This is a genomic window from Actinoplanes xinjiangensis (assembly GCF_003148685.1).
Taxonomy (GTDB): Bacteria; Actinomycetota; Actinomycetes; order Mycobacteriales; family Micromonosporaceae; genus Actinoplanes; species Actinoplanes xinjiangensis.
In genome coordinates this window covers 1-12,588 of the sequence record NZ_QGGR01000063.1, presented here as the reverse complement: position 1 = coordinate 12,588, position 12,588 = coordinate 1, and the positions used below count along the sequence as shown (strand labels likewise).

The window sequence follows — 12,588 nt, the reverse complement described above, 5'->3', positions numbered from 1 at the left end:
ACGCCGACCCCCGCACCACCATCCGCTACGACCGAGCCCATCAATGGGTATCCGGGCCTACCGAGGCGACATGGTTCTGGCGGTTCTTCGACTACCTATAAACCACCTTGCCGACTCCCGAAGGCATGCGGGTCCAACTCAACACTTACTCACATGCCGCCGCGAGCGCGATGAGGGCGTACGAGACGGCCGAGGTGCCGAGCAGTGGTCATCGCTCGGGGAGAACCTCACGAAGGTGCACCGCCGCCCGGCACCGGAATAGTAGGCGCCCGGTCGTGCACCGAATCGGCGGTAGACCTGGACGATCAGGGTGCGAGCCGGCCGGTCGAAGCCTGGGGTATGACTACCTCAACAGCACCTCAGCCCACCGCCACCGCTTCTGACCCGCGTCTGCTGGCGGCTGCGGTGGCCGCGTACCTCGGCCGCTACCGCGGTCAACCCCGGATGCACACCGACTCCGACCTCAAGGTCTTCCTTCGCTGGTCGGCTGACCAGGCGCTGGACCCGCTGCAAGCGGCGCGGACGGACATCGAACGCTGGTTGCAGGACGTCCGGTGCTACCGGCCGTCGACGGTGTCCCGGCGCCTATCGGTCGTGATCGGCTTCTACCGGGTCTGCGTTATCGACCAGATCCTGCCGCACTCACCCGCCGACTACGTCCGCCGGCCACTGGTCCCGCCCGAGTCACCCACCCTCGGTCTCAGCCATCTGCAGTTCGAGGCGATGATCACCGCAGCCCGGCTGTCGGCCAACATCAACGACTTCGCTCTCGTCGCGATGCTCGGCCTGCTCGGACTGCGGATCTTCGAAGCGTGCGGGGCCACCATCGCCGACCTCGGCGAAGAACACGGCCACCGCGTCCTCAAGGTCCGCGGCAAAGGCGGCAAGGTCGTCCTCGCGCCACTACCACCAGCCGTGGCTCGCGCGATTGACCGCGCCGTCGACGATCGTGACGACGGCCCGATCCTACGTAACGCCCGCGGTACCCGGATGGACCGGCACGCGGCGACCCGCCGACTCAAGCTCCTGGCCGAGACCGCCGAGCTGCGGATGCCGAAGATGCACCCGCACATGCTGCGCCACACCTTCGTCACCACCCTGCTCGACGCCGGCGTCAGCCTCCGCGACGTCCGGATCGCCGCCCGCCACGCCGACCCCCGCACCACCATCCGCTACGACCGCGCCCGCAAGAGCCTCGACCGACACCCCAACTACATCGGCGCCGCCTTCATGGCCTCCGGAACGTAGCCATGATCAAACGTGCGGTCGTGCCGAGTTGAGTGCGCTCTCGCCACTACCAAATTTCTAGGCCGGCGGGTTGGCTCGGCTGCCTGTCCGGTCTCGGCGAGGGTGTCTACTTTGCATGTTGCAGTCTTACCCCGCAGCGTCGTATGAGCCGAAAGATATCTATCAATATCTATGTACTGCTCGTAGCGTGACGCTAACTTGGTCGGCCTCCGACAGGCGGAAACACCGACCGGTGCTACTGCTGGGGAGGATCAGCCATGGCACATGCTTTGCGCTCGCTTCGAACGGCGATAGCCGTGGTCGGAGTCTGTGCGCTTGGGCTGGGACTGCTGTCGACGGCGCCCGCTCAGGCCGATGTGTATTCGGCCCGACCGCTCGCGCCGGACTCGGTACGCGCGCCCGAACGGGACCAGTTCTCGGTGGAGGGCGTCACCACGGTCGGCGAACTTCGCACCCTCGATGCCTTGATGTCCGACCACGGCAGCAACCGCACACAGATCATTCGGCATCCCGGTGCGACCTACATCAAGGTCCACGTCAGTTCGCTACGACTGGCCCCCGGCGACTTCGTCACCGTGTCGAGCCCTGATGGCCGCGAGAGCTACCGGTATCACCGTGACCTTGACCGGGTCACCAGCTCTGACTTCACCACCGACGGGCAGCCGGGCTTCTGGGCGATGTCGGTGGAGGGTGACACCGCGGTGGTGACCCTGCACAGTAGCCGCCCTCGCAACGCGAGTGTCGTGACCATTGACCGTTTCTGGCGGGGCTATGACCAGGCGGAGATCAGCCAACACAACGTCTCGCTCATGTCCGTTTGCAGCACCGATGCTCGCCGCGACGCGGTCTGCTACCAGAACAGTCACCCAGCCGAGTACGCCCGCGGCGGGGCCGTTGCGCGACTGCTGATCAGCGGTGGCGGACGGTGCACCACGTGGCGAGTCGGCAACACCAACCGGATGCTGACGAACAAGCACTGCTTCTCGACGCAGGCTGCGGTCAGCGGCAGCGAGATGCAGTTCGACTATCAGTGCGCCACCTGTGGAGGCGCGAATCCCGGGGCGGGCACCAAGGTCAGCGGCGCCACCCTGTATCGGGTGAGCAGCGGTAGCTCCAACCAGCTGGACTACACCTTGTACTCGGTGAACAACTTCGCCACCATCCAGAGGTTCGGCACGCTGTACCTGGCGACGGCCGCTACCAGCACTGGCACGCGCATCTACATTCCCGGACACGGCGACGGCACCGCGAAGCGAGTGGCGATCTACGAGAACGCCCAGAACGGCCCGACCTGCGCCGTGCGGAATGCGAACTACAACACGTGGAACATCAGCTACAGCTGCGACACGTCAGGTGGCAACTCGGGCTCGCCGGTGCTGGACAGCAGCCACCGCGTGGTCGCGCTGCACCATCTTGGCGGCTGCCCGTCCAACCAGGGCGCAAAGGCACATCTCATCTACAACGAGATCGCCACTCTGATCGACAACAACGGGTGACGGCTCGCAGCCTCTCGCCGAGCGGGTGCTACGGGTCCGTACCCGTAGCACCCGCTACGACTCTGAGCACCCCTCGCGGCCCGCACCTCCACCGGGCGGAAGCCGCCGCGTGCCCGCAAGTTCAGGGTGGGTACCGGGTCGGCGGCGGCGTGGTAGCCCGGCCCGGGTTCTCCGCACTCGTTCCCACGCTCGGCAATACCCGAACATCAGTGACGGCGCCGACGATGACGTCGGGGCTTCTACCGGTCCTGATCACCCGGCAGAGCGGGCGGACCACGAGTCCTCGACCTGCCCGGTTCACCACCCACTCATGGCTCGGCCGGCGGCCCGGACGGCACTATGCAGGAGGTCAGCCGCGATGATCTGTCCTGAGATGATCCGGCATGCTTCTGCATGCTGGCCACATCGCCGCCGCGATTACTCTTCTCGCTCGGAATTCGCACAGACCGGAGCAAGATCAATTCACTGTCATGCCGCTGTCCGCGCGGGGCCGGGCACCGTCGGCGCGGTCGGTGGCCGGCTGTGACGACGCGTCTTGTCGTGCCGAAGGGAGTGCGTCGTGTGGGGCTCGTAGATTGGTACGGCGTGTTTCGTAGGTGGGCCACGAATTCGTCCATGGCGGTGATTGCGCGTCGAAGAATTGCTGCTGATTTCAGCGGATCATCGTCGGACAGTGTCAGTGCCGCAACGAGGTCGGGCCAGGTATCCAGCAGCGCCTCACCGTTGGGGTCGCACATGACGGTGATACAGGGGACCGCGCCAGGCGTTTGAGATTTGTACCGGTCTGCTCTCTCGTCGCTGGTAGTGGCGCTGGAATGGGATTTCGAAGACGGCTGCGAACAACCGTGCCGTTGTCAGGCAAGCGGGAATCACCATGACTGTGGTGATTCCGAAGGTTATCAGGTGTGAAGCGGTGCGGGGTCCCACGAGCAGGGTGCTGATCAGGGCGACGATCGGCATGTGGATCAGGTAGAGGCTGTAGGAGAACCCGCCGAGCTTTTGCAGCGGCGCGCAGTTCAGCAGCCGTATGAGCCTGAGGGGTCGGTGGGTGGCCAGGGCCGGGAGGATTGCCGATGCGCTCTCATGCCGCAAGGCGGTCGTTGCCGATGCCGGCCGTCTCGATGATCGCTATCCGTGCAGGCAATTGGCGTCAGCGATCGACGCCGTCCGGAGCGGAAACCGCCGGTGCAACGGCTTGGCGGATGATGTGGGTGGCCAGAGACGACGCGACCACTACTCAATCGCCTTCACAATCCTCGTAGGCCGTGCGCGTGGCCAACTCCGTCGGCGACGTGCCGGACGATCACCTGTTGGCCGTTGCCGGTGACGGTGTGCGGCAACGCGGCCTCGATCACGAACAGGCCGCCGCCGGAGAGGGTGCCGGCGACGGCCTTCAGGCAGGTCAGTTGCCGTTCGGCGCTGCCGAGCAGGGAGAACGTCGACGCGGCGACGTAGACCAACGGGAACGGGAACGGGAACGGGAACGGGAACGGGAACGGGAACGGTGCGGGTGGCCGGAAGCCGGCCATGTCGGCGATCCGCGCGTCGACGGGCAGGGCGCCGCGCTGCTGCTGCAGGATGGCGATCATGTCGGTGGAGGCGTCGATGCCACTGACCGGGATGCCATGTTCGGCCAGCGGCAGGGCGATGCGGCCGGAGCCGATACCGAGCTCGAGGGCGGGCCCGTCGCCGGCCAGCTCGTGCAGAACTGCACAGCGGGGGCGGGTTCGAGGTGGCCGGCGGAATCGGCGTCGTAGTGGGGCGCCCACCGGTGCCGGTGGTCGGCCTGCTGCGTGAAATGACCGTTCCCGCCCATTGATCACCTTTCACATGCGCGGATGGGTGACAGGTTCCGCCGGAGGTGTGTCAGGGCCCTGCGGGCGTCCGGGAGCCGCTAGGTTTCCGCGGTGCCCTGGTCGCGATCGGTTGCGGCCGGGGATCGCTTTGCCCGGTCCGTGACCGCCCGATCTTGTGAGGTATGGCGCCCGTGGGTTACCTGCAACTGCTGCGGAAGCGTTCAGTGCTGGTGCTGTGGTCGTCGGCAGCGCTGAGCGTTCTCGGAGACCGGCTGTACGGGCTCGCGGTGATGTGGGTGGTGTACGAGTCGACCGGCTCGGCGACATGGATGGGTGTCGCCGCGGTGGTCGAGTCGATCCCGTACATCCTGATCGGCACGTTCGGCCGGGATCTGGTCGCCCGGTTCTCGTCGTATCGGGCGCTCGGCTGGCTGGATGCCGGCCGGGCCGCGGCGGCGTGCGCCCTGCCGTTGCTGTGGTCGCCGGACGGCGGTGGCCTGGCGGTGCTGCTAGCGATGGTGTTCGTCCTCGGCACGCTGGGGGCCTTGTTCGGCCCGAATCTGGGCGCGCTGGTGCCGGATCTGGTCGAGCCGGGCCAGGTGCGGCGAGTGATTGGACTGCTGGACCTGACGACGCGGATCGCGGCGATCGCCGGGCCCGGCGCGGTCGGCTTGATCCTGCTGGCCGTCTCCGAGGTGCAGCTGTTCGCGCTGGACGGGGTCACGTTCGCGGTGTCGGCCGTGGCGATGTGGTGGCTGCACGCCCATGCCCGCCGTACCGCCCGGGTCGCGGCCGCGTCCGGGACGCAGGCTGCGGTGCCGGTGGCCGGGGAGCCGGCGCCAGCGGCGTGGCCGGTGCTGCGCCGCCACCCGGACGTGACGCTCGCGGTCAGCCTGCACGGGGTGGGGTTCTTCGTGGCCGCTGTCAGCGCAGTTGGGCTGCCCGCGCTGCTCGCGGTCCAGCTCGGCCAGGGCGCCGCCGGGTACGGGCTCGCGCTGGCGGCCGTCGGCGCCGGGGCGCTGGCCGGGAATCTCCTGATCGGCAATCTCCAGCTGGGCCACTGGCTGTCGGTGTACTGCGGGGCGTGGATGGTGGCCGGGCTGACGTTGTTCGGGTACGGGATCGCCCCGTCGATGCCGGTCGTGTTGGCCGTCGGGTTCATCGCCGGGCTCGCCACCCCGGCGGCCGCGGTCACGTTGCGGACTCGACTGTCGGAGTTCGGTAAGCAGGAGCGGCTGCGGCTGATGACCGTCGACCAGACGGTGATCCGGACTGCGGGCACCGTGGGCATGCTGACCCTTCCGATGGCGGTTGATGCGGCGCCGACCACCGCGTTCGCCGGTGCCGGTGTGCTGCTGCTGGTGACCGCCGCGGTGACAGCCGTGGTGGGGCACCGGTGGGCGACGATGCCGAAGTTCGCCGCGGCCGAGCCAGTCGGCGGCCGCGTGTCCTGACCCGGAGACGGGGCCGCCCGCCCCGTACCGAAGTACGAGGCGGGCGGGTCCTGTGCGCGGCGGAAATGATCAGATCGTCACGCCGGCCATGAGCGCGGCGGGCGAGTTCGGGGCCTGCTCGGCTGCCTGGAACTCGGCCACCTCGGCGCACAGGTAGTGCTGGATGGTGATGGCCTCCTCCGGGATGCCGATCATCTGGTAGACCTTCTGGTGCATCCGTGAGAAGCCGGCACCGCCGCGCTCGGTGAAGAACTCCTGGTCGTACCAGGCGACGCCGAGGTACACGGTGCCGCCGCCCACGCCGGGGGTGTCCGGGTGGTCGAATTCGACGTACGTGTTGTCCCAGTCCCACAGCATGAGGTCCTCGGGGCGGGCCCGGAGCTTGTCGTCGGAGTCCTTGATGGCGTCGACGCACGCGACCAGGGTGGCGAAGTCGGCGCACCGGTAGCGGCAGTCGCTGAACGCCACGACCGTCTTGTCCCCGCGGCGGGCCGGGTCGCTGCTCTCGCCCGTGAGCACCTGGACACGGGTTCGGGGGGTGGGGGTGGAGCTGGAGAGGATGGATTCGAGCACGCTCATGGTTCGTTTCCTCCTTGCTCGGTGCGGGACTTACCAGCTGGGCCCGGCGATCGGGTACAGGTGGGGTTCTTGGCCGTCGCGGCGGAGCACCGCGCCGGGGGCGACGTAGCGCAGGTTCAGCCCGATGCGGGGCCGGCCGGACGTGTTCGGCGGGCTGGAGTGCAGGAGCCGCACGTCCATCGCCAGTGCCTGCCCGGCGGCCAGTTCGGCCACGACGGGACTGAGGTTGCCGGGCGGTACGTCGGTGGTGAGCGCACGGCCGTGCTGGCCGCCGTGCGGGTCTTCTCGGCGCGTCGGCAGGTAGCCGTGCATGTGGGAGCCGGGGATCACGCGCAGCGCCCCGTTCCCGGCGGTCGCCTCGGTCAGCGCCATCCACACGGTCACCGACCGTTCGGGGTCCAGCTCCATGTCGACGCCTGCGCCGTCCTGGTGCCACGGCACCCGAAAGTCGGCGCCCGGCCACTTCGTCAGCAGGAAGCCGCCCTCGAGGGCGATGTCGGGGCCGATCAGGTCGGCGACCGCGTTGACGATGACGGGCCGCCGGACGAGCACGGCGATCTCCGGCAGAGTCAGCCAGGGCTGTCTGACGATGTCGCCGCGGCCGGAGACATGCTGGGCGACGCGGATGGCCTCGCCGGGGTCCGCCCACTGCAGTCCGGTCGAGAAGCCGGCCGTACCGAGACGTCCTGCCGGGGTGAGCATGGGATTCACCTCTCTGCCGGTGCGGGATACCGAGTTCCGCGATGCATCCATCAACGCGCATGTCAGCCGGTTGCCGGTAGGTGCCGTGCAGCCTTCGACAGCGGTTTGCAGAGCGTGAAAACCGCAGAGGTGCCTCGATCACTCCCAGTCGATACGGTCCCGGGATGGACGCACAGGCTCCGCTCGTCGCGTCGACCCATTACGTGTGGGTCTCCGCTGAACTCGCCGAAGCTGTTCGCGACGATCAACCCGGCGCGGTGATCCGCCTTGCCCGCCAGGCTGCCTGCCTCACCCTCGACCAGCTGGGCAAGCTCTACGGCTGTTCCCCTTCGACGATGTCGCGCATCAAGCGCGGGGGGCCGCCCGGCGACCAGGTCGTCGTCCGCCGCAAGCTGGCCGAGCTGCTCGGCATCCCCCCTGAGTACGTCGGCCTCACCCGACACGCCCGGTCAGCCGATCAACATCCGCGGTCGGCGGCGGATACTCTGCGAGCAGGAGGTGGTGATCCGATGCGACGGAGGACCCTGTTCGGCGGGGTTGGAGCAGCAGCTCTCACCACCCTTGCCGGTGCGTCACCGGCCGGCGCCGTCGCACCCGTCGACATGGGAGCTCACCTCGAACGGCTGATGTTGGCACCGACCCGGGCGGCCGCACCGCTGACGCTGGCGCAGGCCACCGCGGACGTCACCGCAGCCGCCATTGCATACCGCAGCGCCCGCTACGGCGCTGTCGCGGCTGCCCTGCCCGATCTGCTGGCCGGATTGCATGCCACCGCAGCGCACAGCACAGGCCGGGTCCGCGACAGCACGGCCGGCCTGTTGGCCCACGCCTATCAGCTGGCATCGAACGTGGCGACAAAGCACGGGGATGACGCGATCGCGTTGACGATGGCGGACCGGGCCCGCACCGAAGCGGCCGCGTCGGGGGATCCGCTGATGCTCACCGCGGCAACGCACATCCTCGCGATCACCATGCGCCGCGACGGCCACCACGCGGCCGCGCTGGAGCTGCTCACGGGGACCGCGCAGCAGCTGGAGATCGACAAGTTGGACCCGGCGATCGTCGCCGCCTACGGCAACCTGCTGTGCACCGCGGCGTACACCAGCGCGCAGGCGGGCAGCCAGAGCACGGCCGTCGCGTACCTGCTGGAGGCGAAGGCTGCCGCAGCCCACATGGACGGCCACCACATTCCGGCCAGCGCCCTACCGTTCTCGGCGACCACGGTAGCGATGTACCAGATCAGCGTGCACACCGCGCTCGGCAACACGGGGGCCGCGCTGAAACACGCCGCCGCCGTCAACCCGGCGCTGCTGCCCACTCCGGAACGCCACGGCCGGTATCTCGTCGACACGGCGCGGGCCTGGGCAGGTCACGGCCGTGCCGACAAGGCCGCGCACGCGGTGCTCGCTGCTTATCGTCATGCGCCGGAGGAGGTGAACCGGGCCAGCGTCCGCGACCTGGTCACCACTCTGCTCTACTCGCCTAGTCCCACTCCTGCCGCGCTGCGTGACCTGGCCAGCCGGATCGGCGTTGGCTGAGCTAGGGCAGCGCCAGCACATGTTGGGTCGGAGCCGCTCGTCTTGCTGCCGCTACTGCGCCACTGCTGACGTACGTGGTGCTGCGGCATGTCGGGCTCGTCTACTGAATATCTGAGTCGCAGTCGTTCCCGGTGCGGAACGTGTCAAGGGAATGAGGCCAACGGGAGTTAAGCGGCTTGGAGTTCCGGCTGGGTTTGCTGGTCAGGCCGGTTGATCCAGGCCTGATCGGGCAGGTCGAGGATCCTGGGCAGTGGCCGGTCAGCGCCGAACCGTTCCGGATGCGCGGCGCGGGCCGCGGCGAGGGTATCCTCGCGGCCGGCGCGGACCTGGTGGTGACGGCCGTTGTGGACGTCGGCGGGGGTGTGCAAGCCGATCCCGGAGTGCCGGTGGGCGTGGTTGTACCAGGTCACGAAGTCGGTCATGAACGCTCGGGCGTCGGCGAGGGACGCGAACCGGGCCGGGAAGACCGGCGCGTACTTGAGCGTCTTGAACCATGCCTCGCTGTACGGGTTGTCGTTGGAGGTCTTCGGCCGCGAGTGCGACCGGGTCACGTTCAGGTCTTCGAGCAGGTCAGCCACCGGTTTCGACGTCATCGAGGTGCCCCGGTCGGCGTGGACCACCTGCGGGACGCCGTGGGCGTCGAACACCTCGTGCATCATGCTCTCGGCGAGCGGACCCGATTCGCGGGAGTGCACGCGGACACCGACGATGTACCGGGAGTAGATGTCGATCATCACGTACGCGTCGTAGTAGACGCCCTTGACCGGTCCGGCGAGTTTCGTGATGTCCCAGCTGTAGACCTGCCCCGGAGCGTCGGCGACCAGCTCGGGACGTGTCCGGGCCGGATGCCGGGCCTGCCGGCGCCGATCCCGGACCTGCTCGTGCTCACGCAGCAGCCGGTACATCGTGGCGATCGACCCGACGTAGACGCCTTGGTCCAGCAGCGCCGCGTAGATCTGCGCCGGAGCAGCGTCGACGAACTGCGCACTGTTCAGCAACTGCAGCACCTGCTCACGCTCGGCCGCAGTGAGCGCGTTCGCCGGTGCCCGCCGGGCAGGCCGTGACGGTGTCGGACAGCGCCGGTCCCGGTCCGCGCTGGACCGGACGATCCCGGTCAGCCGCTTCGCCTCCCGCGTCGTGATCTTCACGCTGGTCAGCTGGTGGTAGGTGTCCATCAGCGCTTGCCGAGCCCGAACACGTCCGGACCGTCCGGCTCGCTCCTGGAGATGTCCTCCAAGAGCTCTCGCGCTTTTCCCATGATCGTCAACGCCGTCTCCGTGCGTGCCAGCTTCGCCTGCGCCAACTGCAGCTCGCGGCGCAGCCGGGCGATTTCCGCCTGCTCCGCGCTGGGCCGCCCGACGGTCTCGCCAGCCGGTTTGCCTTGCAACAGCCCGGCATCACGAGCCCGGCGCCACTCCGACATCAACGACGAGTACAAGCCTTCCCGTCGCAGGAACGCCCCGCCCTCACCGGCCTCGACAGCCTGCTCGTAGCCGGCGAGCAGTTCCAGTTTCTGTCCCGGGGTGAAGTTCCGGCGGGCCCGCGGCCCGCCCGAACGCGGGCCCTTCTTGCGACTCATGACCCCATCCTGGGCCACGACCATGTCAACAGCAGCAGTCAACGCTTCTCGATCCTGAACTCGCCCTGTTCGGCGGACTTGCTATGAACCGCTGGCCTCAACTCACCCTGGCAGACAGGGGTGTTGGAATAGACCATGTCAAGTTCTTCAGCGATGTCCTTATCCACCTGGGCACACCGATTGCTCGCTGCACTCCTCATCTGATCAGCCGTGATGGCCGCCGCGTCCAGCTGAGCAACAGCCAACTCGGCGCCGGACAGCTCAGCGCCGGTGAGGTCAGCGCCAGAAAGATTCGCGGCGGTGAGGTCGACGCCATAGCGGTTGGCTGAGCGCAGGTCCGCGCCGTGCAAATCCATCCCGGCTACCACCGCGTGGTCGGCGCTGAGGTCCAAGCCCCGGATTCCCGGACGGCCACCGGGACGTAGCGGTCTACACCTTGCTCACCGACGAGTTCGCCAAGGAGACGCAGAGGTAGGAAGTGCAGCCGCCTCAACCTGCTGATCTAGCCGCTGTCCGCGCGTGGGCCGGGCGCCGCCGGCACGGTGGGTGGCTGGCTGTGACGGCCCGGCGTCTTGTCGTGCCGATGAGAATGCACTCGACCATGCTGATGTCCGCGCTGCCTGCCTATGCCGAATCGCTCGAAGGATCGGCAAGGTCGTCAAGTGTGTTGTCGATCAGCACGGCCAAACCTGTGGCACGACCAGCTGTCCGAACCGCCTTAAGCGCTGCGATGGCCTCCGCCGCCAAGCTGCGGTCATGGAACGCGAGGATATCCATGAGGCCGATGCAGGAGTAGAGATCGGCGTCCGACGACGCCGTCTCCCTGAGCATCCCGACGTAATACTGGAAGCCGCTCGCCACGGCCTGTCGGATCTCCTCGAGATCGACGGCGCCGATCTGCTCATGCGCCGGCCCGGTGATCTCGGCCGCCGAGATCTGCGACAGAAGATCAAGCGCCACGCTGCGGCCTGGCGGCGTCATCCTGGGCAGGACAGCGACCAGGACGGTCGCGACCGGCGCGCAACCCTCGCAGGGCCCAGCCACGGACAAGAGGATGCGCTCGATCCATACCCCGAGCCGCGCTGCCTCCTTGACGTCCGAAGCCGCGAGCTCTCGTACGGCATTGGGCACCATCTCGGCGTAGCCGACATATGTCTGGATGCGGGACCAGTCAAAGTCAGCTAAGTGATCGTCGATGCTCACGCGAAAACCTTTGCACAGCGACTGTGCGAACACCTCCGTACACCGCGACCGAACTCGCTCACCTGCTGCGGGTGGTGAAGCGGATCAAGCAGGGCGCCAGCCGGTGAGCCACCATGCCTCGCCAATGGTGGTCGGGTCGGGTTCGCCTGAGACTGCCAACACCGCTCCGGAACCGGTCGTCAGAAGCAGTGAGCCATCGTCGTCTACCCGCGCGGCGTTGATGGTTCCTTCAATGAGATCCAGAGCTGCGGCCAGCCACGCCATGTCGTCGTCTGCGTGGCCTTCGACGAAACTTGTCGCCTCGATCCGCCAGGCGGTGTCGATGTAGAGCCGTGCCTCCTGGGCTGGCGTCGGTCGGTTATCGCATATGCCGAGGAATGGCCATGCCTGTCGATATCCGATCTCCACCACGAAGGACCCGGCAAACCGTCCTACATCCATGAAGCCATTCTTGTCTTCGGCCAGTTCACCTGCACTCACACGCCGCAAGTTGCGGGTCACAAAGCGAGACGGCTACCCGTGCCGGCCAAGGCCCGCTCGTGGGCGGGTGCCAGCGGACTCGCCATACTGAGCTGCATGACGCAGTCAGAGCACGTCGATGCTGTCTCCGCGGCTGGCCGTCAACGCTTCGCTGACGGTGCGGACGTCAATGATGTGCTCGCCTTCTTCGCCGCGAACGGGCTGGGCATCGTCGCGGTAGTTCGGGCTTCCATGCTCGCGTTCGATCTCAGCCTGGTGGATGCGCGCGAACTCGTGGAAAGCGCTCAGCCGTACAGCAGCGAGTATGCCGCAGAGCCGGACTGGCACCGGGAAGTGCTGCAACGCCTGAAGCCTGCACTCGACGCTTCCCGCGAGTTGGGACATTGACTCTTACGCTGAAAGGTTCATGTTCGCCCTTAACGCACTTACCTGCATGGATGCCGGTTGTCTAGCGCGGTTTTCGTAGTCGGTTGAGTGGTTCTGGCAGTAACGGATCGGCTCGCGACGCGATGC

12 protein-coding genes are annotated in these 12,588 nt (G+C 67.6%); 5 read left to right on the top strand and 7 right to left on the bottom strand.

Translation table 11 applies throughout. The features are described 5' to 3' along the window. Positions 1 to 339: 339 nt before the first annotated feature. Together BC793_RS48240 and BC793_RS48235 are read left to right on the top strand one after the other, a co-directional pair. Positions 340 to 1,248, top strand: coding sequence for a tyrosine-type recombinase/integrase (locus BC793_RS48240; RefSeq protein WP_109603372.1), 909 nt, complete (start codon positions 340 to 342; stop codon positions 1,246 to 1,248). A 257-nt stretch (positions 1,249 to 1,505) separates the two neighbouring features. Beyond that, positions 1,506 to 2,744: a trypsin-like serine peptidase gene (locus BC793_RS48235; RefSeq protein WP_109603371.1), complete on the top strand. Its 1,239-nt coding sequence runs from the start codon at positions 1,506 to 1,508 to the stop codon at positions 2,742 to 2,744. A 1,247-nt stretch (positions 2,745 to 3,991) separates the two neighbouring features. On the opposite strand, the gene BC793_RS50460 is transcribed toward BC793_RS48235, so the two are convergent. Then, positions 3,992 to 4,513 carry a methyltransferase domain-containing protein gene (locus BC793_RS50460; protein ID WP_170167365.1) on the bottom strand — a complete coding sequence of 174 codons (522 nt, stop codon included), beginning with the start codon at positions 4,511 to 4,513 and terminating at the stop codon, positions 3,992 to 3,994. Positions 4,514 to 4,722: 209 nt separating this feature from the next. Here BC793_RS50460 and BC793_RS48225 point away from each other — a divergent pair, with 209 nt between their 5' ends. Further along, entirely contained in the window at positions 4,723 to 5,994 is a 1,272-nt protein-coding gene (locus tag BC793_RS48225) for an MFS transporter (protein ID WP_109603370.1), read from the top strand. 69 nt (positions 5,995 to 6,063) lie between these two features. On the opposite strand, the gene BC793_RS48220 is transcribed toward BC793_RS48225, so the two are convergent. Both BC793_RS48220 and BC793_RS48215 read right to left on the bottom strand, forming a co-directional pair. Further along, a complete protein-coding gene (locus BC793_RS48220; protein WP_203896693.1) occupies positions 6,064 to 6,573 on the bottom strand; it encodes a hypothetical protein in 510 nt (169 codons plus the stop codon). 30 nt (positions 6,574 to 6,603) lie between these two features. Continuing rightward, complete coding sequence (locus BC793_RS48215; protein ID WP_158319599.1) at positions 6,604 to 7,275, bottom strand: phytanoyl-CoA dioxygenase family protein; 672 nt, start codon at positions 7,273 to 7,275, stop codon at positions 6,604 to 6,606. A gap of 164 nt (positions 7,276 to 7,439) precedes the next feature. Between BC793_RS48215 and BC793_RS48210 the strand changes: the two genes are divergently transcribed. Then, a complete protein-coding gene (locus BC793_RS48210) occupies positions 7,440 to 8,813 on the top strand; it encodes a helix-turn-helix domain-containing protein (protein WP_109603368.1) in 1,374 nt (457 codons plus the stop codon). 167 nt (positions 8,814 to 8,980) lie between these two features. Here the strand turns inward: BC793_RS48210 and BC793_RS48205 are convergent. From BC793_RS48205 to BC793_RS49375, 4 genes are all read right to left on the bottom strand, one after another. Next, positions 8,981 to 10,416, bottom strand: a protein-coding gene (locus BC793_RS48205) for an IS3 family transposase (RefSeq protein ID WP_373871346.1) whose coding sequence is annotated in 2 segments (ribosomal slippage) — positions 8,981 to 10,059 and positions 10,059 to 10,416 — 1,437 coding nt in all. Because the reading frame shifts where the segments join, the coding sequence is not laid out codon by codon here. A 14-nt stretch (positions 10,417 to 10,430) separates the two neighbouring features. Beyond that, entirely contained in the window at positions 10,431 to 10,784 is a 354-nt protein-coding gene (locus BC793_RS48200) for a pentapeptide repeat-containing protein (RefSeq protein WP_239170765.1), read from the bottom strand. 232 nt (positions 10,785 to 11,016) lie between these two features. Next, complete coding sequence (locus BC793_RS48195; protein WP_109603367.1) at positions 11,017 to 11,595, bottom strand: hypothetical protein; 579 nt, start codon at positions 11,593 to 11,595, stop codon at positions 11,017 to 11,019. An 84-nt stretch (positions 11,596 to 11,679) separates the two neighbouring features. Beyond that, positions 11,680 to 12,075 carry a hypothetical protein gene (locus tag BC793_RS49375; protein ID WP_146246813.1) on the bottom strand — a complete coding sequence of 132 codons (396 nt, stop codon included), beginning with the start codon at positions 12,073 to 12,075 and terminating at the stop codon, positions 11,680 to 11,682. A gap of 96 nt (positions 12,076 to 12,171) precedes the next feature. Here BC793_RS49375 and BC793_RS49370 point away from each other — a divergent pair, with 96 nt between their 5' ends. Continuing rightward, positions 12,172 to 12,462 carry a hypothetical protein gene (locus BC793_RS49370; protein ID WP_146246812.1) on the top strand — a complete coding sequence of 97 codons (291 nt, stop codon included), beginning with the start codon at positions 12,172 to 12,174 and terminating at the stop codon, positions 12,460 to 12,462. The last annotated feature ends 126 nt before the right edge of the window (positions 12,463 to 12,588 follow it).